The sequence below is a fragment of the Vibrio sp. Vb2131 genome (assembly GCF_033338535.1).
In the GTDB taxonomy this organism is placed as follows: domain Bacteria; phylum Pseudomonadota; class Gammaproteobacteria; order Enterobacterales; family Vibrionaceae; genus Vibrio; species Vibrio alginolyticus.
In genome coordinates this window covers 67,456-90,080 of the sequence record NZ_JAWOSW010000005.1, presented here as the reverse complement: position 1 = coordinate 90,080, position 22,625 = coordinate 67,456, and the positions used below count along the sequence as shown (strand labels likewise).

Annotated in this window: 20 protein-coding genes; 8 read left to right on the top strand and 12 right to left on the bottom strand. The window is 45.1% G+C overall.

The window, feature by feature from the left end; genetic code table 11:
- Position 1: 1 nt before the first annotated feature.
- From R7E38_RS07825 to R7E38_RS07815, 3 genes are read right to left on the bottom strand one after another with little or no spacing between them, the layout of a single operon-like run.
- The gene (locus tag R7E38_RS07825; RefSeq protein WP_158159465.1) at positions 2-892 is read right to left on the bottom strand and encodes an ABC transporter permease; all 891 of its coding nucleotides are present in this window, start codon (positions 890-892) and stop codon (positions 2-4) included.
- A complete protein-coding gene (locus R7E38_RS07820) occupies positions 889-1,713 on the bottom strand; it encodes an alkaline phosphatase family protein (RefSeq protein WP_005373854.1) in 825 nt (274 codons plus the stop codon). The genes R7E38_RS07825 and R7E38_RS07820 overlap by 4 nt, the downstream gene beginning before the upstream one ends.
- A 12-nt stretch (positions 1,714-1,725) precedes the next feature.
- Positions 1,726-2,793, bottom strand: coding sequence for an ABC transporter substrate-binding protein (locus R7E38_RS07815; protein ID WP_005373851.1), 1,068 nt, complete (start codon positions 2,791-2,793; stop codon positions 1,726-1,728).
- Positions 2,794-3,003: 210 nt separating this feature from the next.
- On the opposite strand from R7E38_RS07815, the gene R7E38_RS07810 reads away from it, so the two are divergent.
- A complete protein-coding gene (locus R7E38_RS07810) occupies positions 3,004-3,732 on the top strand; it encodes a UTRA domain-containing protein (RefSeq protein WP_005387087.1) in 729 nt (242 codons plus the stop codon).
- A gap of 62 nt (positions 3,733-3,794) precedes the next feature.
- Here R7E38_RS07810 and R7E38_RS07805 read toward each other — a convergent pair whose 3' ends face one another.
- The gene (locus R7E38_RS07805; RefSeq protein WP_005373846.1) at positions 3,795-5,381 is read right to left on the bottom strand and encodes a BCCT family transporter; all 1,587 of its coding nucleotides are present in this window, start codon (positions 5,379-5,381) and stop codon (positions 3,795-3,797) included.
- Between the two features lie 303 nt (positions 5,382-5,684).
- Here R7E38_RS07805 and R7E38_RS07800 point away from each other — a divergent pair, with 303 nt between their 5' ends.
- The gene (locus R7E38_RS07800; protein WP_226083378.1) at positions 5,685-8,093 is read left to right on the top strand and encodes a beta-mannosidase; all 2,409 of its coding nucleotides are present in this window, start codon (positions 5,685-5,687) and stop codon (positions 8,091-8,093) included.
- 101 nt (positions 8,094-8,194) lie between these two features.
- Here the strand turns inward: R7E38_RS07800 and R7E38_RS07795 are convergent, their stop codons facing one another.
- The gene (locus tag R7E38_RS07795; protein ID WP_005387084.1) at positions 8,195-8,449 is read right to left on the bottom strand and encodes a hypothetical protein; all 255 of its coding nucleotides are present in this window, start codon (positions 8,447-8,449) and stop codon (positions 8,195-8,197) included.
- A 167-nt stretch (positions 8,450-8,616) separates the two neighbouring features.
- On the opposite strand from R7E38_RS07795, the gene R7E38_RS07790 reads away from it, so the two are divergent.
- Both R7E38_RS07790 and R7E38_RS07785 read left to right on the top strand, forming a co-directional pair.
- On the top strand, positions 8,617-8,976 hold the full coding sequence (locus R7E38_RS07790) for a DUF6559 family protein (RefSeq protein WP_017633570.1): 360 nt from the start codon (positions 8,617-8,619) through the stop codon (positions 8,974-8,976).
- A 137-nt stretch (positions 8,977-9,113) separates the two neighbouring features.
- Complete coding sequence (locus tag R7E38_RS07785; protein ID WP_047102765.1) at positions 9,114-10,148, top strand: ABC transporter substrate-binding protein; 1,035 nt, start codon at positions 9,114-9,116, stop codon at positions 10,146-10,148.
- Positions 10,149-10,254: 106 nt separating this feature from the next.
- Here R7E38_RS07785 and tyrS read toward each other — a convergent pair whose 3' ends face one another.
- The 4 genes from tyrS to ppsA form a co-directional block, all read right to left on the bottom strand.
- Positions 10,255-11,514 carry a tyrosine--tRNA ligase gene (gene tyrS, locus R7E38_RS07780; protein WP_064376191.1) on the bottom strand — a complete coding sequence of 420 codons (1,260 nt, stop codon included), beginning with the start codon at positions 11,512-11,514 and terminating at the stop codon, positions 10,255-10,257.
- Between the two features lie 82 nt (positions 11,515-11,596).
- On the bottom strand, positions 11,597-12,403 hold the full coding sequence (locus R7E38_RS07775; protein ID WP_033906555.1) for a LuxR family transcriptional regulator: 807 nt from the start codon (positions 12,401-12,403) through the stop codon (positions 11,597-11,599).
- Between the two features lie 193 nt (positions 12,404-12,596).
- Positions 12,597-13,376, bottom strand: coding sequence for a lipoprotein (locus tag R7E38_RS07770; RefSeq protein ID WP_033906323.1), 780 nt, complete (start codon positions 13,374-13,376; stop codon positions 12,597-12,599).
- A 170-nt stretch (positions 13,377-13,546) separates the two neighbouring features.
- Positions 13,547-15,919 (bottom strand): phosphoenolpyruvate synthase, encoded by a 2,373-nt coding sequence (gene ppsA, locus R7E38_RS07765; RefSeq protein ID WP_005373822.1) that lies wholly within the window; start codon positions 15,917-15,919, stop codon positions 13,547-13,549.
- A 251-nt stretch (positions 15,920-16,170) separates the two neighbouring features.
- On the opposite strand from ppsA, the gene R7E38_RS07760 reads away from it, so the two are divergent.
- Positions 16,171-17,007, top strand: a complete 837-nt coding sequence (locus R7E38_RS07760; protein WP_005373820.1) for a pyruvate, water dikinase regulatory protein — start codon at positions 16,171-16,173, stop codon at positions 17,005-17,007.
- 76 nt (positions 17,008-17,083) lie between these two features.
- Here R7E38_RS07760 and ansB read toward each other — a convergent pair whose 3' ends face one another.
- The gene (ansB, locus tag R7E38_RS07755; protein ID WP_005387068.1) at positions 17,084-18,148 is read right to left on the bottom strand and encodes an L-asparaginase 2; all 1,065 of its coding nucleotides are present in this window, start codon (positions 18,146-18,148) and stop codon (positions 17,084-17,086) included.
- Positions 18,149-18,519: 371 nt separating this feature from the next.
- A complete protein-coding gene (locus tag R7E38_RS07750; RefSeq protein ID WP_005373814.1) occupies positions 18,520-19,776 on the bottom strand; it encodes an adenylosuccinate synthase in 1,257 nt (418 codons plus the stop codon).
- A 105-nt stretch (positions 19,777-19,881) separates the two neighbouring features.
- Here R7E38_RS07750 and R7E38_RS07745 point away from each other — a divergent pair, with 105 nt between their 5' ends.
- From R7E38_RS07745 to R7E38_RS07735, 3 genes are all read left to right on the top strand, one after another.
- Entirely contained in the window at positions 19,882-20,751 is an 870-nt protein-coding gene (locus R7E38_RS07745) for a LysR family transcriptional regulator (protein WP_005373812.1), read from the top strand.
- Between the two features lie 18 nt (positions 20,752-20,769).
- Complete coding sequence (locus R7E38_RS07740) at positions 20,770-21,162, top strand: ribosome recycling factor family protein (RefSeq protein ID WP_213907143.1); 393 nt, start codon at positions 20,770-20,772, stop codon at positions 21,160-21,162.
- A 77-nt stretch (positions 21,163-21,239) separates the two neighbouring features.
- A complete protein-coding gene (locus R7E38_RS07735; protein ID WP_017633575.1) occupies positions 21,240-21,854 on the top strand; it encodes a LysE family translocator in 615 nt (204 codons plus the stop codon).
- A gap of 92 nt (positions 21,855-21,946) precedes the next feature.
- Here the strand turns inward: R7E38_RS07735 and R7E38_RS07730 are convergent, their stop codons facing one another.
- Complete coding sequence (locus R7E38_RS07730) at positions 21,947-22,468, bottom strand: DUF2058 domain-containing protein (RefSeq protein WP_033906326.1); 522 nt, start codon at positions 22,466-22,468, stop codon at positions 21,947-21,949.
- Between the last annotated feature and the right edge of the window lie 157 nt (positions 22,469-22,625).

The following is a 22,625-nucleotide window of genomic DNA, read 5'->3' as shown; positions in this document are numbered from 1 at the left end:
ACTACTTCCTACCTGCATAGCTTTTCGAAATGAGCCATTGGTTAATCAATGTGATAAAGGCAAGTAACACCATTAGAACCACCGAAATTGCAGCGGCGAGATTAGGTTCAAGGAACAGGTCTCCCGATACCAGACTCGCAATTCGAATTGTGATGACGTTATAGTTACCGGAGGTCAACGCATAAACACTCGCATATGCGCCGATTGCGTTGGCTATTAAGATAATAAAGGTACCGAATAAGGCTGGTGAGAGCACTGGCAGCGCGATTTTCGCCCAATACTGTGATGTTTTGGCTCCCAGTAGCGCAGCAGCTGCTTGCCAATCATCACTCAACGCATCGAACGCAGGGTAGAGCAACAACACCGCCAGCGGGATTTGGAAGTAGATGTAAATGGCCAGCAGACCCCATTTACCATAAAGGTCGAAATCACCGAGTAAGCCATACTGCTTGAGCAAAAGGGTAATCGCCCCATTGGTGCCCAAAATAATGATAAAAGCGAATGACAGAGGTACGCCTGCAAAGTTGCTGCTCATGTTCGTAAACGCAATCACACCGTCGCGGACTTTAGAATCGACTCTGCGTAGAGAAGAGACCAACAGAGTCGCAATGGCTAAGCCAAAAATGCTCGACCACACAGCTAACCACAAACTGTTGCCAAACGCCTGCATCATAAAGGCGGAGTCGAGCACTTCAATGTAGTTATCGAAGGCAAACTCGCCATCGTAGATAAAGCTGTTTAACAGCACCCAAATCATCGGTGCGAGTTGAAATAGATAGAAAAACAGTGCGAAAGGTGCCAACCAAATGGCTGGCTTAAAGCGCTTTAACCAAGTACTTGCCAAATTTGAACGTGATTCGCTAGAGCTTGGGGAGAGGACTGAACTGCTCATAGTGCTAACAATTCCTGAGTGTATGGCTTCGTGTGGTCAAGGTTTAGCAATTGACAAACGGTGCCACAAATATCAGTTTGCTTAATATGACAATCTTGATGGGTAAACTTATCACCAATGACAAACAGGGGAACTTCTCGTTCTTCAGGTAAAATCCCACCGTGAGAAAGATCGTTGTTCATGCCATGATCGCTGGTCACAATGATTTGATACCCATCAGCAAGCCATTGATCGATGTAGTTGGAAAGAATAATGTCTGCACCTCGCGCACAATTGCGGTATTGGCGAGAGTCTAGGCCAAACTTATGTCCTGTATCGTCGATATTCATCGGATGGATCAATAAGAAATCAGGTTGATAGTTGCGGCGTAAATACTCTGCGTCCAGGAACAAGGCTTCATCAGGATAATGATCCCAATGGTAAAAGCAGCCGTGCTGGATATTCAGGGTTTCATCATGCGTGAAACGATCGCGAACAGGTTCAAATGGCGCGCGATTATAAAGCTCACTTACCCAGTGGTAGGCAGCCGCAGCGGTCACTTTTCCTTGGGCTTTTGCCAAACTGAAAATGGAATCGTGTTTGGATAGACGAACGATATTGTTGTTTACGATGCCGCTTTCTACAGGGCGAACGCCCGTTAAAATGCACTCATAAAGTGGGCGAGACATAGAGGGCAGCTCACACTGCACAGGATAAAGCGTTGCGCGAGTTTCTTGTTGGGAACGACTTTGTTCTAGAAGACCATTGAGGTAGCCCATGCAATCACGGGCTACCTGATAGTTCAGTCCATCTAGAACAACAAGGATGACCTTATTGCTCATAACGACTTACTCTTATTGCTGGTGGATTAAGACACTTTCTTGCCATTGACGTGGCAGCTTACGTGCGGACTTTTCCCAAGCTGAGAAGTCAGTCACTGGGTGTACATTGCTGTATTGGTCATTAGCAATTAGCTTGTCTTGCACTGCTTGAGGCAGTGTGATGTTGGTGCGGATTGGACGCGCATAACCTTCTGCTAAGTTGATTTGCCCTTGATCGCTGAAGATGTATTCACGAGCAAGCTTTGCTGCATTAGGGTTCTTCGCGTATTTATTGATTATGGTTGTATAACCAGAAATCACAGAGCCATCTTGAGGAATGCTCACTGTAAAGCGGTCGCGGTCAATTTTGTCGCGGTAGTTCAATGCATTGAAGTCCCACATGATCGCCACTTCCACTTCGCCTTTTTCTAGGTTGGCGATGTTCGGATCGGTAAATGAAAGACGACCTTGCTTCGCGAGTTCAGAAAAGAATTTGAGCGCAGGCTTGAGGTTGGATTCGTCCCCACCGTTGGCGAACGCTGCGGCGAGAACCGCGTTGTTTGCCTGTGCTGCTACGCCTACGTCACCTACGGTCACTTTGTAGTCGCCTTTTAATAGGTCATCCCACGTTTTTGGCGCGTCTTTTACGAGGTTATTGTTGGAGATAAAAGAAATAGTGCCAGTGTAAGCAAGTGCCCAATGACCATCTTCGTCTTTTGCCCAATCTGGGATGTCATTCCAAGTTGTTGGTTTATATGGCTGAGTGACGCCTTTTTTAACCGCTACACGTGCGAAGGCAAAGCCTACGTCACCAATGTCTGCGGTCGCGTTTTTCTTCTCAGCTTCGAATTTTGCGATTTCTTGAGCCGAGCTCATATCCGTGTCTTGGTGCTTAAGGTTGTAATTTGACTTTAAATCAGCCCAAGTGTCTTTCCAGTTTGCCCAACTGTCAGGCATACCCACACTGTAAACCGCCCCTTCTTTTTGTGCTGCTGCTACCAAAGATTCAATATCGGCTTCTTTCGCTACTGTTGGCGTAGCGAGCGTTACCGCAATGATTGCCGCTGGTGCGGTAATTGAACGACTTAGCAAAGTTTTCATTGTCTCCATCCTTCTGGACTAGGTCAGTAAGTTCGCTTTGTATGCTATGGATGGAATGTGACGATTTAGCGCAAGTAATTTGACAGTTTTGCTGATTTTATATGGCACTTATATTTCATACGTTCAGTATGTGTTCTGTTGATTAATGTCATATTTTTGTTACGTAAACGCCTTATGTTATTCGTCAAATTATCCTTGGACTAGATCAGAATGAGAGCGACAGGCACCGGACAATTTGGTACCCAATTAGGAAAAATTAGAAGCAGCTTAAAACAGCAGATTCTTTCCGGCATCATGTCGGAAGGACAAAAACTGCCGTCAGAGAGAGAGCTCAGTGAGCTGTTTTCTACGACTCGAATCACAATCAAAGATGCGTTGGTGTCTTTGGAAACGGAAGGTCTTATTTATCGAGAAGAGCGCCGGGGTTGGTATGTATCTCCTGAGCGTATCTGTTACAACCCGTTGTCTCGTTCTCACTTCCATCAGATGATTCGAGAGCAGCATCGTATTGCAGAAACTAAGCTACTCAACGTGCGAAGTGAAATGGCCGCAGGTGAGTATGCCAAATCGTTAGAGGTGGAGCGAATTACCCCAATTTATGTAATTGAACGGTTACGTTTTATTGATGGGCGAGCGGTATTGTTTGTTGAGAACGTGCTCAAAGCGGCACTGTTTGAGGGTATATTGTCTGAGAACCTCACCATGTCCCTGACAGGCATTTATCGTGAGAAGTATGGTTACGAGACAAAGCGCTCTCGTTTTGATGTGATTCCCACGTCAGCTCCTGCTCATGTCGCTAAGGCGTTGAACCTAGCTGAAGGACAACCCGTTCTGAAAATTCGGCGGGTAAACTACAAACAAGATGGGCATTTAATGGACTGCGAATTCGAGTATTGGCGTCCAGACGCAGTGATGATTCGCATTGATAGCGTAGGATAAAGCGCAGAATTAAAAAGAGCCCAATGAAGGGCTCTTTTTCGCATATTGGTTAGAGAGGCGGTTTAAACGAGGCCTTGCTCTTTCGCCATTCTGCTTGCAATGCCGGGTGCTTTCCAAATGCTTGGCAGCAAAATGAAAGACACAGGTACGGCAGTAATTACAATGAAAGACTGCAATGCAGAAATACCACCAGAGCCCATTGAGATGAGCGCAATAGCGACAATACCCATAATCAGACCCCAGAACGAGCGAATCACTGCGTTTGGTTCTGTTGAGCCCGTCATCACTACACTGATTGTGTAAGTCATCGAGTCACCCGTCGTCACGATAAATGTTGTCGTTAAGATCAGGAACAGAACCGAAATGATCATTGGGTAAGGTAATTCACCAGTAATCGCTAGCAGTGCTGCAGGCAAGTTAAAGCCTTCAAACGCAGATGAAATCAAACCAGGGTTATCAAGTTCAAACGCAAGGCCACTGCCACCAACGATACTAAACCAGAAGCAAGTAATCAGCGGTGCCGCGATGCTAATAGACATGATTAATTGGCGAATTGTACGACCACGAGAGATACGAGCAATAAAGATCGCCATCATTGGGCCATAACCGATAAACCAACCCCAGAAGAATACTGTCCACCAACTTAGCCAGCCTGTATCACCACGGTAAAGTGCCATAGGGAAGAAGTTATCCACCATACGACCAACGCCTTGCACGTAGCCATCAACGATAAAGCTTGTCGGCCCGAAGAACAGGATGTAACCAATTAATAGTACAGACAAAATGATGTTGTAACGACTGACGATTTGAATACCCTTGCTCAAACCGCTCAGTGCGGAAAGGGTATACATCAGGATCGCCGCCATGATAACCATGCTTTGCGTTACGAACGTATCTGGCAGGCCAAACAATGAGTTTAGCGCGTAGCTAATTTGTAAACCTAAGAAGCCGATAGGACCGATGGTTCCTGCTGCTACTGCAATGATGCTACATGCGTCAGCAACATCACCAATCCAGCCTTTAATGGCTTTATCACCAAAAACAGGGTAAAGCAGAGTACGCGGCTTAAGAGGCAGGCCTTTATCGTAATGCAAGTGCATTAAGACAATGGAAGATAGACCACCAAGGATCGCCCAAGCTAAGAAGCCCCAGTGCATAAAAGACTGAGATAGGGCATTGATTGCGGCAGTTTTCGGTGAGGCTTCCCCGTATAGAGGCGGAGCAGTCACAAAGTGCGCGATAGGCTCAGCTGCGGCCCAGAACACACCACCACCTGCAAGTAGAGTACAGAGTACGATTGACAACCACTTAAAGTTATCAATATCAGGTTTCGCTAGACCACCTAGGCGCACATAACCAGTGCGACCAAACGCAAGAGCCAAACCAATTAGGAAATTCAGAAGAAGCAGTACTTGCCAGTAAGCTCCGAAATATTTAGTAGCAAAGCCGAAGCCGGTGTTAACCATTGCGGTTAGAGAGTCGGTATTCGTTAGAGCAAGTAAAACGAATAGAGTGAGGAAGCTACCACTTAACCAAAAGACAGGATTGGTGAGTTCGAGGCGCTTGAGTAAAGATGGGGGGTGAATAGCAGAATAGTCAGCATCCTGAATAGGCGCTGTGTGGGAGGCGGCATTCGTCATATTTGACATAATTACTTCGCTTTTTAGGGCTATGAAGCCGTGCATTTCCCCTCACATCGTTTCAACGAAAAGTGTGAGGATGTTCAAAAAGCCGATGATGTTAACATGTCGAAGTTGCAAATATAACCTTAGATTTCGATTAATTTTTAACAGGTTAGCCAAGTTGCTGATTTTTGGGTAGAGATCAAAAGAAAGAGTTTTTACGTGAAATGCACCGCATTTCGTATGTAATTAACATTTCCCTTGTTTTTGCATGGGATTATCAGGATTACATTGAGAAAATATGTTTTTCCCAAGCTAAGGTTTAACTCGATGACTCACTTCGAACTTAACGGGCAGTGGATGCTTACCTCGCCACAGCGTCCCAATCTTGAAATTCCAATGTTTATTCCGGGCGATAATGTGTCGGCGCTTTTACAAGCAGAGCAGATTCCAGATCCTTATTTTGCCGATAATGAAAACAAAGTTCGATGGATTGAAGAGTGTGAGTGGCATATCTCACGTGAGTTTGAAGTCGACGCGTTTACGTTGTCTGCCAAGCAAATTTGGATGACGCTAACTCGTGTAGATACCTTGGCAACCTTCTATGTTAATGGTGAGTTAGCACTAACTTGCAGCAACATGTTTACCCAGCAACGTGTGGATATTAAACCGCATTTAAAGCAAGGTACTAACACGATTCGGGTTGAGTTTGCTCGGGTGGATTTAGAAGGTATCGCAAGAGCAAAAAAACTGCCATTTCCTATTCCATCGGCAATGGGCAACAACCAAATTCCACACATGAACTTGATCCGCAAAACACAATGCCATTCCGGATGGGACTGGGGCATTTGCTTGATGGTATCGGGTATTTACGACCCCATTCAAATCGACATTGTGAATGAGCTTTGGCTCAAAGGCTTCTCGACAGAGCAGCAATGGCAAGCCGATGGGAGTGTGTTTCTTGATGTAGTAGTTGAAGTGGAAACGGACAGTCAACGCCATGAAATGATGGTTGAATTTAATGGTGAGCGTCAATGTATTCAAACAAAAGGAAGTGGTCACTATCATTGCCAGTTCCACATTTTGGAGCCTCAACGCTGGGGGCCATCGGGTTATGGCGAAGCGTATCTCTATCCCATTACCATTTATTGCAGAGAGCAAAAGTTAACGCACAACATTGGTTTGCGTCAGTTAACCCTAAATAACCAAGCTGATGAGCACGGCTCTGCAATGGAATTTATCGTCAATGGCGTACCGATTAATGCTAAAGGTGCCAACTGGATCCCTATTGACGCAATGCCGGGGCGAGAGTGCGAAACACGTTATCGCAACCTTTTGCAAAGTGCGGTTGATGCCAACATGAACATGATTCGCGTATGGGGCGGTGGTCAGTACGAGAGTGAAACCTTTTATAACCTTTGTGATGAACTTGGCTTGTTGGTGTGGCAAGACATGATGTTCGCCTGCTCGTTGTACCCATCAAACGACGAGTTTTTAAAAGAGGTAGAAGAAGAACTTAGATTCCAAATCCCGAGGCTCAAGGAGCACCCATCAATCGCACTTTGGTGTGGTGACAATGAAGTGATTGGAGCTATTGGTTGGTATGACGAATCTAAGCGCAGCAAAGTCAAATACACGGTAAACTACGATCGCCTCAACCGCATGATTGAGAAGGAGATTACCGAGCGAGATAGCACTCGCCGTTTCTGGCCAAGTTCCCCATGTAATGGTGAACTGGATTTCGGTGATGCGTGGCATGATGATAGTAAAGGCGATATGCACTTTTGGGACGTTTGGCATTCAGGAAAATCATTCAGTGCCTACGTTGACGTGAATCCTCGTTTTTGCTCTGAGTTTGGTTTTCAATCTTGGCCATCTTTTGCTGAAGTTAAGCGGTTTGTCCCTGAGCAAGACTGGAATATTACATCCCCAACTTTCGAACAACATCAGAAGAACCCTCGAGGTCATAGTATTATCACAGAGATGTTCACGCGCTATTTTCGTTTTCCCTCTGGATTTGAGAGTATGCTGTATTTAAGTCAAGTTCAGCAGGCAATCGCGATCAAAACTGCATGCGATCATTGGCGTGCCATTTCTCCAGTTTGTCGCGGCATGCTGTACTGGCAACTCAACGACAATTGGCCTGTCAGTTCTTGGTCTAGTTTGGAATACAGTGGTCGATGGAAGCAGTTGCACTACCATGCAAAACGCTTTTTTGCGCCGCAGTATTTGGTATTTTCCGAGCATACAGGCATGTTGAGCCTACATTTGCTCAATGATGCCAAAGAGTCCGCAAGCGTCAACGCACTGCTTAAGTGGGTAGATTGGCAAGGGGAAGAAAAGCAATGTTGGAGCTTAGAACAAACAGTCATAGCAGACAGCAATACGATTTTGTGGCAGTTGGATGAATTGATCGAGAAGGATGAACTTACGTCAGGCTTCTTCTATGTTGAAGCGCAAATCGGTGAAGACAGAATAAGCAACACATGGTTTAGTACTCACGAGCTAAAAACCTTGCCGATAGCGAAAGCCAATATAGATGTCTCTATTGAAGGGAGGCGAATTACATTGATTGCGGATAAGCCTGCGTTTTTTGTTCATTTGGAGAGTGATGCTGATGGAAGATTCAGTGACTCCAGTTTTACTCTGTTGGTCAACGTTCCAATGACGGTTGAGTATTTAGGTGATGATGTTTCAGGTATGCAGCAGTCGTTGAGGGTATGCCACCTTAATGATTAAAGCGGGCATAGAACATCTATATGCTGATAACTAAAAAGGGAGCGTTTGCTCCCTTTTTAGTTACCAAGTATCCGTTATTAAGCTCAGGTTGAGACAGAAGACTATTTAAGTTTCTGATGGACCCGATAGCTAACGACAAAGCCAATGTAGAATAGTGCAGCAAGAGTAATCACTGCCGTCGCGTACGCCAGCAGGCTGTTTAACCCTAAACCAAAAGCCAAAGTGAAGGCGATACCATGAATGGCTTCCGCAGGGATTCGGTACCAAGCAGCGTGGACGGAAGATCCGAAGAGGATAAAGGTACTAAGTAAGACAATCGTGCCGCCTATAAAGCCGACCCATCTGCTGTTGTTCATGTTGCAGTCTCAGGGGTTACCGAGGTAACGTAACAAAATATTTCAGGATCGTATTATACAACCGATCATCGCGAAAAGCGCTAGAGAAATTTCGCGGATAAAACAGAGTGTTTTAATTCGAACAAAAGAATACGACCATAGCCAACTTAATACAGGAATAACAAAACATGTTGAGATTTATACAACGTCGTCGCATTAAGAAAGTGATTAAACTAATGAGTACTAGATTGGTGGTGGGATACGGCAGTCGTGAGTATTTTTCGGTTGATCAGGTAAAGACGAGCACCAGTGAGTTAAGCGCGTGCCAACAAAAAATTGCGTTGGCATTATATGCGGATCCGCAAGATCTTGATTTGGAAAATCAACCAGAGTTGCAAGCAATACGCTCAGACGTGGCGCATGATTTCTTTTCTGGTGCCGACTATACCGCTCAAGATGTGCTTAATTTACTCGGCTCTGGTGGCTGGAAAGGCGGCCGAATGGAAGATGGAATGTCTCATCATTTTGGTATGCACAGTCGCTATTAAAAACATGCGTTAATTTTATAAATTCGATAAATATTTTTGCTGTTAAAGATTAATTAAATTTTCTTTCAATTGGGTAACAATTACCTAATTATGCACCCGAATCCCAGCGCGTCGCTGGACTGGTTGGATTGCATACCATGAAATTAATCATCAAAGGATTGGGGCTGAGTGCTCTTGTGCTCAGCATGTTTGCTCATGCAGATAGCAAAACGTTGAACGTTTATGCATGGGGTGGCTATTTGCCGGAAGCATCGTTAAAAGCGTTTGAAAAACAAGAAGGCGTTACGATTAATTATTCGACCTTTGAGAATAATGAATCAATGTACACCAAGCTAAAATTGCTAAAAGGTTCTGGTTACGATGTGGTTTTTGCTTCTGCGTACTTCATTGAAAAAATGGGGCGAGAAGGGCTGCTTTCGAAAATAGATCACGCTCAAGTGCCAAACATGCAAGACACAATGGACGGTTTACTTGGCCAAGCGCACGATCCTAAAAATGATTACTCGCTGCCTTATATTTGGGGCATTACCGGGATTAGCTACAACGAATCCATGGTTGAGCAACCAGTGACAAAATGGGCAGACTTATGGGAGTCTCAATACGAACAACAAGTCATGTTGATTGATGACGTGCGCGATGTGTTTGGTATGGCGCTTAAGAAAAATGGCCATAGCGTGAATACAAAAGACGAAGCTGAAATCGAACAGGCTTTTGATTCTCTAGTTGCGCTGAAAAACAACGTATTACTGTATAACTCAGATGCGCCGCAAGTCCCTTACGTGTCCGGTGAAACATCGGTCGGCATGCAATGGAACGGCAACGCATTCCAAGGGCAGGTTGAAATGCCTGAGCTGAAGTTCGTGATGCCGGAAGAGGGCGCGGTATTGTGGATGGACAACTTCACTATTCCGTCTGGCAGTAAAAACAAAGCATTGGCGCATAAATTTATTAACTTTATGTACCAATCAGAGAACCAAGCGGAAATCGTGACCAGTTTGGGTTATGCGTCGGCAACGAACGCTGGGCGTGACAAATTGCCAGAAGAGTTGAAAAATAACCGTACTATTTTCCCTTCATCAGAAGACATGAAAAAAGGCGAGTTTATTAATGATGTTGGCGCAGAAACGTTAGCGATTTACGAAAAGTACTGGCAACGTTTAAGAACGCAATAAGCAACGCCTTTGCCTATTGTTAGGCTTAAAATCGTTCAAATTTGAATTCCCCTCATCACGAAAGCGGTGAGGGGAATTTTTTATGGGCTTTGTACTTCGAGTGTTACTACGCGGCACGCTTCACGAGGCAGAAGTGCTTTTTACCGCGTTGCAGTAACCAATATTGATCAAACAGTGGGAAGCTTAAACTCGGGTTATCAGCCGCCACTTTTTCACCGTTTACACTGATGGCGTTGTTGCTGATGTGTTCGCGTGCAACACGCTTCGAACTTGCTAAGCCCGACTCAATCAACAGCTCAACCAAATCTTGTTGTGTGCTCTCAATGCTTGGTAAACCATCCAACTCCAACTGTTTTAATTCACCCAAACTCAGTTGTTGCACATTACCGCTGAATAAAGCTTGAGTGATACGCTCGGCACTGGCTAGGCCTTCTTCGCCATGAACAAATCGCGTCATTTCTTCAGCGAGAATACGTTGTGCTTGTGGCTTACCTTGGCTTGCTTGGTCTTGCGCTTCAATGCTGGCAATTTCTTCGCAGCTCAAGAATGTGTAGTAACGCAAGAAGTGGTAAACGTCGGCGTCTTCTGCGCCAAGCCAGAACTGGTAGAACGCGTAAGGAGAGGTTTTGCTAGGATCTAGCCATACTGCACCGCCTTCGGTTTTGCCAAATTTGGTGCCATCGGATTTGGTGATCAGCGGCAGAGTTAAGCCAAATACTTGCTCACCATTTTGACGGCGAGTTAAATCGATCCCGCTGACGATGTTTCCCCATTGGTCATTGCCACCGATTTGCAAACGGCAACCGTATCGACGGTTTAGCTCGGCAAAATCGTACGATTGCAGTAGGGCGTAGCTAAATTCGGTGAAGGAGATACCTTGGTCAGGTCGTTGCAGGCGTTGTTTTACCGATTCTCGGTTGACCATAGTATTGATTGAGAAGTGCTTACCCACATCGCGGAAGAAGTCGATCACATTGATCGACTTCATCCAGTCAGCGTTGTTTACCATGATCATCGGCTTGGCCAGTTGGTGATTCATCAACTGCTGAATTTGATTAGAAAGATCGTTAACCCAGCCTGAGACGATTTCCTCTGAGTTCAGACTGCGCTCAGTCGCTTTAAAGCTTGGGTCGCCAATCATGCCCGTTGCACCGCCAATCAAGGCAACAGCTTGGTGTCCGGCATCTTGAAAGCGCTTAAGCATAATCAAAGGCACGAGGTGGCCGATATGCAAGCTGCCAGCTGTAGGATCGAAGCCGCAGTAAACGGTTTGTGGCTGTGAGAGAAGTGTCTGAATTTCTTCCAAATCGCTGGCTTGTGCAATCAAGCCACGATCTTGTAAATCTTGCAGTAATGGTGTCGTCATTCTTTTTGTCTGTTTTAGTGGTTGTTGTATTCAGACTAAAACGCGACACCTTTTCTCGATATATCCCTTAAGGGACAGTTTTTTATCTTGAATGGAGAATGAGGTGATTGAGGAAAAGCTGGAATAACTCACTCAATGAAGACACATTTAATTGCGAGTAAATTCGCTTTCGATGATTTTTGACCGTGCCTTGAACTAAGTGTAACCGCGCGGCAATTTCTTTGGTGTCAAACCCTTGAGCGAGAAGCGAAGCCACCTCTTGTTCGCGACGGGTGAGTGATTCTACGCCAAACGTTGCTAAAGCTTGCTCAATGGCTATTCGCATACTGCCAGAATAAGCACTCTGTGCAAAAACAGGCTCAGAAAAGGTAAATTCCGTTTGTTTCCAATGCTGCTGACAAAGCGACTGAATTATCGGGAAATAGGGCTTTAGCTTATTGATTTGTTGCTGAGAAAAGTATTTTCCATCAGTCATATATCCGAAGTACAGCATGACCCAACGGCCAGATTCAACTTCGACTAGCATGCTAAGCTCGTCTTTCCACCCTGTTTGATGATAGAACTGCTCGCAGTATGAGGTGAAGTCAACGCCTTTACGCGCCACGTCTTTGAGCGTAAATACGCCTTGTTGCTTTGTCTCGTTTAGTTTGAGAAAAAAAGGGTCATTTTGAAATGAGTCAGTAAGGTAGCGTTGAAAAAGTAACTCTCGCTCGTTCTCAATTGAGTCGTAGAGATAAATAGGATGTTTACCTTCTCGGTAACCTAAAATAACTGCGCAATCAAAATGAAAAAGAGTGCGAATGACACGCATAAGTTTAGGAGTAAAGTTAGGCGTGTTAAGAGCAGAAATTGCTTCTGCTAGCAGATTATTAAAGTTATTGTCAGGCATGGGATACCGAATTGCAGGTGGTTTTGCGCAAGCATAACCAAAAGCAATCCAACGAGAAAGGGAAGTCGCCATCTTCTGGTGACTTCCATAGAGAAAGTTGCGTAAGTGCTCAGTTTTGAGGAATCATATCCCCGTTAACTTATTGATAAGGGTGCAGAACAACGGTTTTATTTAAGCGATTAGTTGCTATGCATTACTGCGAGTTAGTGAGCTCTTCGTTAACCCAATATTTAGAACCAGACACGTTAGCATCGATGAGCAAACCTTTAGCGTTCAACTGATAGACGGCGACGCCGCTGTTAAGTTGTTTTGAAAGTTGCTCTGAATCTTCGCCCGCAACAGCAGAGGCTTCACTTGTGGCCTCCCATCCTTCGTTGACGAACGTATCAAAGTCTTCTTTGCTCTCAAACAGAACCACTTGTTGGTAAAATTTGCCGCCAGCCCCAAGTGCAACGCCCAAACCAAACATATTCATATAAGTGCGTTCTTCTGTTTCCTTATTCACTGCGACTCCTGACCCTGAGTTGGTGTGAAACAGCAAAGATAATTTACGAGAATCAAAGACCGCGTAGCCGTACGCGTTGTCGTAAATAGCTTTTGCCTCCGGCTTTTCATTAAATAACTTGAGCAAAGCGCTATCTGCCATTAAGTCCACGGCTTGGCGAGCTTCTTCTGGCGTATCGCCTTCCATCAGCTCATCAATTTTTTTGTCGGCAGCATCTATCCATTCTTTGCTTTTCTCGATGCTGGCTTCTGTCCATTCGCCTGCGGTATTGATCGCTTCCTCGGACCAATTCGTGAAATCTTGCCACGCTTGTTTTGAAAACGCTTTGGTGTCGTCCCAAGCATCTTGGGCAGTATCAGAAACTGCGTCGCCAAGCTCAGACATTTTATTGGAAATTTCATCCCAATCGGCATAAGCAGGGGATGCCAGGAGCATCAATGTAGTAAGGAGTGCGATAGGCTTTTTCATCAAATTCTCTCTGGAGTTATCGATATACCATTCATTTTAGGTCATCAGACTTTGATAATGAAATTGACTAAATGACGAACTTGAGAGAGGAATCACGAACTGATTGTGAAATGACGTGTGAATAACAAAGCCCTCACAAGGGGAGTGTGAGGGCTAGAGTTTATCGTGTGTTACTTGCTGCTAACTTTACCTAGTTTTAACCAAGTATCGATAACCGTATCTGGGTTTAGTGATACAGAGCTAATACCTTGATCCATTAGCCATTCCGCTAGGTCGTCGTGGTCTGATGGGCCTTGACCACAAATACCAACGTATTTGCCTGCTTTTGTTGCCGCATCAATCGCCATCTGAAGCATAACCTTAACCGCTGGGTTGCGCTCATCAAATAGATGTGCGACATCGCCAGAGTCACGGTCAAGACCAAGCGTTAGCTGAGTCATGTCGTTTGAGCCAATCGAGAAGCCATCAAAGTACTTCAAGAACTCATCGGCAAGGACCGCGTTGGATGGCAGTTCGCACATCATGATGACTTTAAGACCCTGATCGCCACGGCGCAGATCAAACTTCGCTAGCAAATCAATCACTGATGCTGCTTCGCTTGGTGTACGCACAAATGGGATCATGATTTCAACGTTTTTCAGACCCATTTCGTTACGAACGCGTTTGATTGCTTGAGTTTCTAGCTCGAAGCAGTCTTCAAACACTGGAGAAATGTAACGAGACGCGCCACGGAAGCCAAGCATTGGGTTTTCTTCATGCGGTTCGTATGCTTTACCTCCAACCAAGTTGCTGTATTCGTTAGACTTAAAGTCAGACATACGAACAATAACGCGTTTCGGCCAAAATGCCGCAGCAATGGTTGCGATACCTTCTGTCAGTTTGCTTACGTAGAAATCGATAGGATCTTTGTAACCACGAATACGCTGAGTGATTTCTGCTTTTAGCTCATCGCTTTGTGCATCAAAGTTAAGTAATGCTTTCGGGTGGATACCAATCATCTTATTGATGATGAATTCAAGACGAGCAAGACCAACACCTTCATTTGGAATTTGCGCGAAGTCAAACGCGCGATCAGGGTTACCCACGTTCATCATCACTTTTGTTGGTAGCAGTGGCAGTTCATCAACAGAAGAGCGTTTTACGTCAAACTCAAGTTCACCTTGGTAAACGTAGCCCGTTTCACCTTCAGAACAAGATACGGTCACGGTTGCACCATCGGTTAACTTGCTTGTCGCATCGCCACAGCCAACGATTGCAGGAATACCAAGCTCACGAGCGATGATGGCTGCGTGGCAAGTACGGCCACCACGGTTGGTTACGATTGCAGATGCTTTTTTCATCACTGGTTCCCAGTCTGGGTCAGTCATGTCTGTAACTAGCACGTCACCTTCTTGGACTAAAGACATTTGGTCCAGAGAGTCAACCAAGCGAACCACGCCTTTACCGATGCGCTGACCGATTGCACGACCTTCAACCAAAACATCCGCTTTGTTTTGTAACTCGTAGCGCTCAATCACGTTTTGTTCCGTTTGTGAACATACGGTTTCAGGACGCGCTTGAACAATGTACAGCTTGCCATCAATGCCATCTTTTGCCCATTCAATGTCCATTGGACGCTGATAGTGCTTTTCGATGATCATTGCTTGTTTTGCGAGCTCTTTGATCTCGTCGTCGTTCAATGAGAACGTGTTGCGCTCTTCATCAGAAGTATCAACGATATCAACTTGTTTGCCGATTTCTTGGTTATCTGAGTAGATCATTTTGATCAACTTAGAACCAAATGTTTTCTTAACGATTGGGTGTTCGCCTGCTTCAAGCATTGGCTTGTGAACGTAGAACTCGTCAGGGTTTACTGCACCTTGAACGACCATCTCGCCTAGACCCCATGAAGAGGTGATGAAGACAACTTGGTCGAAACCCGATTCAGTGTCTAGTGTAAACATAACACCCGACGAGGCTTTATCTGAACGCACCATTCGTTGGATACCCGCAGATAGCGAGATGCCACGGTGGTCGAACCCTTGGTGAACGCGGTAAGAAATCGCACGGTCGTTAAATAGAGAAGCGTAAACGTGCTTAGTTGCTTCTAGTACTGCGTCGATGCCTTTCACGTTCAAAAACGTTTCTTGCTGACCAGCAAAAGAAGCATCAGGTAGGTCTTCTGCCGTAGCAGATGAACGAACTGCGACTGAAAGCTCAGGATTGCCTTCGATCAGTTCTTGGTAGTTTTCACGAATTTCTTGTTCAAGGTCCGCAGGGAAAGGGGCCTCTAATACCCATTGACGAATGTTTGCACCTGTCTTACGCAGAGCTTCTACATCTTCAACGTCTAGTTCATCGAGTAATTGGTGAATACGCTCATCCAAACCTTCGTGGTCAAGGAATTGGTTAAACGCGTATGAGGTTGTCGCAAAACCATTTGGTACAGAAACGCCTGCGTTTGCTAGGTTAGAAACCATTTCGCCAAGTGAAGCATTCTTACCGCCGACTTTGTCGACATCATCCATGGATAGGCCATTGAACCAGAGGGTGTTCTTTTGCATGTCTTTCTCCAGAAACATTGCAGCTTAGTAGGGGGACTTAAATCGATCTAAACAATCGCATGTTGGCTGTTATTACACGTTGACCATACATTGCTTCATTTAGATTGATATCAAAGGCAAACGATTACGTTCTGGCTGAAAAAAATTCAAAAGAATTTTTAAAGCTGTGGTGAACCTAACTGAAAGCCAAACTGATTTATTAATATTATGTGTACCATCCTACTCAAAAGATTTTGAAAAATTAAACAGAAATGCAAATAAATAACCAAAGTCGTGATGTGTTCTATGTTTCTGACGGTACGGCGATAACATGTGAGACATTAGGGCATGTTGTTCTCGGTCAATTTCCGTTCATTCCTAACGAAAAAACCTTTCCGTTTGTTGAAAGCCAGGACAAAGCTACTGACGTAGTCAAAGAAATTGAAACTTCCTACCAGCGCAATGGCGTCAAACCTCTGGTCTTTTTCTCAATTGTCGTTCCAGAAGTACGTGAAATGCTGCTTGAAGCGCCGGCATACAGTTACGATGTTTTGGAGAGTATTGTGCAGAAAGTGCAAGACGACATTCAGATGGCACCAAAGCCTAAGTTGCAGCGTTCTCGCAGCGTGGGGAAAGATTCCGACACCTATTTTGACCGTATTGCGGCTATTGAATACACATTGGCGCATGATGATGGCATCACGCTAAAAGGGTTGGAACAAGCCGATATTATCCTGCTGGGAGTATCGCGCAGCGGAAAAACGCCGACTAGCTTGTACATGGCGATGCAATTTGGTTTACGTGTTGTGAACTATCCGTTCATTGCGGAAGATGTGAAGATGATGCGTTTGTTGCCTGAATTTGAGATCCATCGTCATAAGTTGTTTGGGCTGACGATCGATCCCGAGCGCTTGACTGAAATCCGTGAGAATCGTTTGTCTGGAAGTGATTACGCTAGCACAGAGCAGTGCAAGCTGGAGCTAGACACTGTTGAGGCTTTGTTTAGAAGAGAGGCGATCCCATATATCAATACGTCCTCTCTGTCTGTTGAGGAAATTACTACGCGTATTCTGGAAAAAGCAGGAATGAAGCGTCGCTTGTTTGGCTAACAAGAGACGCTCATGTCGCTATGTGTAAGAGGAGGTGAGGTGTGTACCTCCTCTATCGAATGAACCTTAGACAGAATTAATAGTATTGGAACATCTTTTGGATGTCTTGATAGTTTTTGGTCTGAGTCAGTGACAGCATCAGTAAGATACGTGCTTTTTGTGGGTTCAATGTACCAGCGGCAACAAAGCCGTATTTTTCGTCATCAATTTCAGCATCCAAAGTGGTTGAGCCGCTAGGCGTTCGGGAGCTTCTTACAACAACAACGCCATCTTTACTCGCTTTCTCTAGCTCATCAAACACAGTGTGGTACAAGTTACCATTACCGACACCAGCACTTACGATGCCGTCAAACTTCGCATCCACAAAGGCTTTCACCGGCAAATTGGAGGCATTTGCATAGTTATAAACAATACCGACCTTAGGCAACTTAGTAAGCTTTGATACATCGAATGGGGTTTCTGTCGTATGTTTACGCTCTGGGCTTCGTTGATATTTGGCATCGCTATTATGAATGTAGCCGATAGCACCAAAGTTGGGTGACTGGAAAGTGCTGACGGAGGTTGTATTGGTTTTTGTCACATCTCGCGCATCGAAAATCGTGTCATTCATTGCGACTAGCACGCCACGTCCTTCTGAATCTTCATCGGTGGCTGTTACGACTGCATTGTATAAGTTGACTGGTCCATCAGCACTCATTGCGGTGGAAGGACGCATTGCACCAACGATCACGACAGGCTTTTTGCTCTTGACGGTCAGATCAAGGAAGTAAGCGGTTTCCTCTAACGTATCCGTACCATGAGTAATGACGATGCCGTCAACATCATCTTGAGCGAGTAGCTCATTAACTCTTTTCGATAATTTTAGCCACACTTCATCATTCATATCTTGTGAACCGATACTGACCACTTGCTCTCCAGAAATATCGGCAATGTTGGTCATACTCGGCACCGCAGAAATCAATGATTCAACGCCGACTTTACCTGCTGTGTAGTTTGACTCGGTTGTAGATTGACCTGCGCCTGCTATGGTGCCGCCAGTGGCAAGAATTTTAATGTTCGGAAGATCGGATTGCGCGAAAGACAAAGAACTAAGGCACAAACCAAGGGTTATCGTACTGAGGCGGAAAAGATTTTTCGTCATGGGAATCACCTGCTGTTAGGTTGGATGTTGGGGAACTCATCTATCCTAAAAACAGCGGGTTAGATTTTTTGAGTACTAGTTCAACAAATTGCAGATGAAGATCGTGATCAACTAATCACTTAAAGAATATCAAATCAACCAGTTAACCTAATTGACGTGCTTCTTTAACAAGTGAGATGTGCTAGTAACGTGCACAACGTGTTAAGTCCTATAATTTATTGATTTATAAATAGAAGGAGGTAGGAGTCTCGTGATGAGGTTATTAAACATGAATTTAGCCGTGCAATTTTCCAAAGTTTACAGTGTAAAAAAAAGCGGCTTTACCCCGGAACAGATAAAAGCCGCTTGCCAATGATGTGTTAATTCACATCTTATCGCATAATCATTTGTTCACGACCAGGACCCACAGACACCATTTTTACTGGTACGCCCATGAGTTCCTCAATGCGTAGAACGTATTTCTGTGCTGCTACTGGAAGCTCTTCAAACTTACGACAACCTGTGATGTCCTCGCTCCAGCTTTCCATCTTCTCGTAGATTGGCGCAAGAGAGGCAGTTTGAGGCCAGATTGGGTTTTCGCTGTGGTCGCCTTCGTAGCCAACACAGATTTTCAGATCGTTAAGGCCAGTTAAACAGTCTACTTTCGTTAGTGCAATTTCAGTTGCGGCTTGCAGTTCAACGCCATTTTTCGTAGCGACTGCGTCGAAGTAGCCCATGTCGCGTGGACGACCCGTAGTTGCACCGAACTCGCCAGCAAGTTCGCGGAAAGCGTCTTGCTCTTCCATTGCAGTGATCAACGTACCAGTACCCACTGATGAGCTGAAGGCTTTTGCAACCGCAATAACGCGTTCAGGACGAAGTGCCGGAAGGCCACTACCGATACCCGCGTACATTGATACAACGTTAGAAGATGTTGTCCAAGGGTACTCACCGTAAACAAGGTCACGACCCGCGCCAAGCTGCGCTTCGAACAATAGAGTTTTGTCTTTCGCTTGTAGTTCTTTTAGAGGAAGCGTTACGTTGCAAATTGAATCGCGCCAAGGTGCAGAGACTTCTAGCAGCCAGTTCGCCAGTTCTTCAGCGGTTTGTTCAAACTCGAACGTCGGGTAAAGTGCACGCAGTTGCGGCAGTTTCCAATCCATCATGAATTGAAGGCGTTCAACCAATACTTCTGGTTGCTTCAACCAACCAACTAGGATGCCTTTCTTCATTACGCGGTCACCGTAAGCAGGTGCAATACCTTGACGAGTTGAACCGTATGCTTTGTCGCCTAAACGTTGTTCTTCTAGCGTATCTTCTAGTGCGTGTAGAGGTAGACACAGTGTTGCGCGATCAGAGATGCACATATTCACTTTTACGCCCGCTTCTTCAACTTCCGCAATCTCCTGAGACAGCAACGCAGGGCTGATAACCATACCCGGACCTAACACTGCCAAACAGTCAGGGTTGAATACGCCACTTGGAAGCTGGTGCAGCTTGAACGTACCTAGATCGTTAACCACGGTGTGACCCGCGTTGTTACCACCTTGGAAACGAATGCTCGCAGAAGCTTGCTCTGCCAAAAAGTCAACGATGCGGCCTTTGCCTTCATCACCCCAGTTTGCACCCACAACAACGATAGACGACATAATTTAATCTCCAAAAACAGATGCAAAAATCTTAAGGTGTTCGCCATAATAAGAGAAATTAATTATACTCATTAACTTGATAAGAATTTCATATCGGAATTGGCAATGTTAGATTTGAACTGGCTGCGAACCTTCGTAACTCTTGCAGAGGTAAAACACTTTGGTAAAACAGCGACGGAACTGCACATGACGCAGCCGAACGTAAGTTTGCATATCAAGCAGTTGGAGCAAGCCACGCGCACGAAATTGATTGAGCGAAATCCCGTGCAGTTGACGCAAGCGGGGAAGCGTTTGTTAGCTACGGCGCAGCGGATGCTTAATGAGCTGCAAATTTGTCAGTCGGATCTCAATGCCATCAACGATCTTACGCAGGGGACGCTTTCTATTGCGGCGAGCGATATTGTTTCACGTTTACTGCTTATCAAACCATTTCAGCAGTTCAAAAGTGAATATCCGGGGATCGACTTGGCATTGTTCAATACCACATCTTCTCAAGCGGTGGATTTGGTGAAAAGTGCGCGTGCCGATATCGGCTTTGTTATCGCACAAAAAGAGAGTCAACCGCTGCATTTTACGCCTCTCACGCAAATTCACTGGTGTGCGTTTGGCGATAACATTTTTGAGTGGCAAGACAATCGAAAAGAGAGCCAGACGCTGATCCTGCTAGGGCACGATACTCGAACCCGAGAGCTGATTGATGCGTCTTTACCTGAACTAAATCTGCCTAAGCATCGCGTGATGGAAGTGGGCAGTGTGGAAGCACAAATCGACTGGGCGGAAGCGGGGTTTGGGACTGCTATTGTGCCGGATTTTTCGCTCGATCCGAGATTAAAGCTTTCTCGAGAAGTTACGCCTTTGCCAAGTTTTCCAAACACTGATTTCGGCTACATCGTGCGTCAAAATCAGGTGTTATCCAAAGCGGCAAAACAGTTGTTGGCTTGGGTTGGCGAGAATGTGTCGGTGGTTGAGGGCTAAGGCGTGAAAGAAAAGGCCATGAAAGAGACGAAGATTACGATTTCGCTCCCATCCTTGATTCACCGTATTGGGGGCGACCATGCCAAGCGAGCGAAAACACTCGCAGCAGAAAAACAGTGCGATCTTAAGCGAATTAGACGATCTCGTCACTGGCAAATCTCGGGCGAGGCTTTGGATGTAAAAGCGTTTTTAGAGGATCTCAAAAACGAAGAAGCAGAGACGATGCGATTTGCGATCAACAAGATCGAACAAGCTCTACTTGCTCACCAAGACAAATTGGAACCTTTGGACGTGAAGTTGATACGTTTGGTGAGACAAAACCCAAACATCACCCTAGCGGAGCTGATGGCTGAAACGAACTGCACGTTAGTTCAAGCTCGCACGGTACGATTTGGTGCTGAGTTGCTTTAAGATCGGTTTGTGGTTTACTCACTTTATTAACAGATGTTAGGGTACCGATCAAAATCACTCACTAAGACCATTTTATTATGGATATTTGGCAGCTTCTCCTTTTTATTCCTGCTTGCTTCGCTCTAAATATGGCTCCAGGCCCAAACAATTTATTGGCAATGAATAATGCGCGTTGTTACGGCTTTAGGGCCGCGTTTACGGCCAGTTTAGGCAGAATTGCTGCTTTTTCAGCGATGATTGCGTTGTCTGCATCAGGTCTGGCTGTGATTTTGTATACGTCAGAAATGCTATTTTTGGCAATAAAGTTGGTAGGAGCGCTGTATCTACTGTGGATTGCGTTTAACCTTTGGCGTTCAGAGTCCAGCCCGATCTCTGACTTGGACAATTCGCGCAATTACGCAGGACTTGCGAAGCAAGAATTTACGCTTGCTGCTGGCAACCCGAAAGCGATACTTATTTTTACTGCATTCTTGCCGCAATTTGTTGATGCCAATGCCAACGTTCAAGAGCAGTTTTTTGCCCTTGGCTCGACGTTTTTGATATTAGAAATGGTCGCCATTTCAATCTATGCCATCTTTGGTTTGTACTTGAGGCACTGGTTTTCAAATCCAAAAATGGCGAAACGTTTCAATCGCGGATGTTCGTTGTTTTTAGCCGCATCAGGTGCGAATTTGCTACTAAGTAAGCAATAACAACACATCATCTCCGTAGATTATTTTTCTATAAAAAGAGCCGCTGATGTTACATCAGCGGCTCTTTTCGTTGATGCATCGATTATTTATTGTTACCACATCAAATCGTCAGGCACGACGAAATCTGCGTATGGATCGTCTTCTGCTGGAATGTCCGATTCAGGTTCTTTTTGTTCGATGATGACGGACTCATCACGTTGAGCAATTTTATTCGCTACTCCACGTGGAATGACAACATAGCTTTCACCAAAAATTGCGATTGCCAAAATACCTTTGATCAACTGCTCGCGGATAAGTGAATCTACATAAAGTGATTTCACTAGCGTACCGTGAGTGAAGTTGTATTTGATGTCGCCATCTTTTAAGTCGATCTTGTTCATCTCAATCAATTGATTGATCTGCGCTTTGATCTCTTTGTTTAATCGCTCAGCATTTTGCTGCTCGCTCAATTGTTTATCACGCTCTAACTGTTGGCGTTTATTCTCTTCAACCGCCGCTTTTACTTCGCGTGCTTGAACGCGTGATTTTTTTGAGCCTTTCTTCGCTTTCTTTAGTTTCTTTTCATTAACTAAGCCAGCTTTCAGCATTTGTTCTTGAAGGGTAAGTTTTGCCATGTTTCATCCAGTTAGTGCGCAATTTTGGGCATTTTACCCACTATTGCCACTTGTAGTAAATAATAGTGCTTTCTATGGGTCTAAAATGTTTGGTTGGCTTGTTGTCTCTTTAATGGAAAGTGCAAAGCGGGCCTTCTCCAAAGCCCGCGAGCATTAC

Bases quoted from the DNA above. Each gene is read 5' to 3' on its own strand.
- R7E38_RS07825 (WP_158159465.1), bottom strand. From the start codon at position 892: ATGAGCAGTTCAGTCCTCTCCCCAAGCTCTAGCGAATCACGTTCAAAT.
- R7E38_RS07820 (WP_005373854.1), bottom strand. From the start codon at position 1,713: ATGAGCAATAAGGTCATCCTTGTTGTTCTAGATGGACTGAACTATCAG.
- R7E38_RS07815 (WP_005373851.1), bottom strand. From the start codon at position 2,793: ATGAAAACTTTGCTAAGTCGTTCAATTACCGCACCAGCGGCAATCATT.
- R7E38_RS07810 (WP_005387087.1), top strand. From the start codon at position 3,004: ATGAGAGCGACAGGCACCGGACAATTTGGTACCCAATTAGGAAAAATT.
- R7E38_RS07805 (WP_005373846.1), bottom strand. From the start codon at position 5,381: ATGTCAAATATGACGAATGCCGCCTCCCACACAGCGCCTATTCAGGAT.
- R7E38_RS07800 (WP_226083378.1), top strand. From the start codon at position 5,685: ATGACTCACTTCGAACTTAACGGGCAGTGGATGCTTACCTCGCCACAG.
- R7E38_RS07795 (WP_005387084.1), bottom strand. From the start codon at position 8,449: ATGAACAACAGCAGATGGGTCGGCTTTATAGGCGGCACGATTGTCTTA.
- R7E38_RS07790 (WP_017633570.1), top strand. From the start codon at position 8,617: ATGTTGAGATTTATACAACGTCGTCGCATTAAGAAAGTGATTAAACTA.
- R7E38_RS07785 (WP_047102765.1), top strand. From the start codon at position 9,114: ATGAAATTAATCATCAAAGGATTGGGGCTGAGTGCTCTTGTGCTCAGC.
- tyrS (WP_064376191.1), bottom strand. From the start codon at position 11,514: ATGACGACACCATTACTGCAAGATTTACAAGATCGTGGCTTGATTGCA.
- R7E38_RS07775 (WP_033906555.1), bottom strand. From the start codon at position 12,403: ATGCCTGACAATAACTTTAATAATCTGCTAGCAGAAGCAATTTCTGCT.
- R7E38_RS07770 (WP_033906323.1), bottom strand. From the start codon at position 13,376: ATGAAAAAGCCTATCGCACTCCTTACTACATTGATGCTCCTGGCATCC.
- ppsA (WP_005373822.1), bottom strand. From the start codon at position 15,919: ATGCAAAAGAACACCCTCTGGTTCAATGGCCTATCCATGGATGATGTC.
- R7E38_RS07760 (WP_005373820.1), top strand. From the start codon at position 16,171: ATGCAAATAAATAACCAAAGTCGTGATGTGTTCTATGTTTCTGACGGT.
- ansB (WP_005387068.1), bottom strand. From the start codon at position 18,148: ATGACGAAAAATCTTTTCCGCCTCAGTACGATAACCCTTGGTTTGTGC.
- R7E38_RS07750 (WP_005373814.1), bottom strand. From the start codon at position 19,776: ATGTCGTCTATCGTTGTTGTGGGTGCAAACTGGGGTGATGAAGGCAAA.
- R7E38_RS07745 (WP_005373812.1), top strand. From the start codon at position 19,882: ATGTTAGATTTGAACTGGCTGCGAACCTTCGTAACTCTTGCAGAGGTA.
- R7E38_RS07740 (WP_213907143.1), top strand. From the start codon at position 20,770: ATGAAAGAGACGAAGATTACGATTTCGCTCCCATCCTTGATTCACCGT.
- R7E38_RS07735 (WP_017633575.1), top strand. From the start codon at position 21,240: ATGGATATTTGGCAGCTTCTCCTTTTTATTCCTGCTTGCTTCGCTCTA.
- R7E38_RS07730 (WP_033906326.1), bottom strand. From the start codon at position 22,468: ATGGCAAAACTTACCCTTCAAGAACAAATGCTGAAAGCTGGCTTAGTT.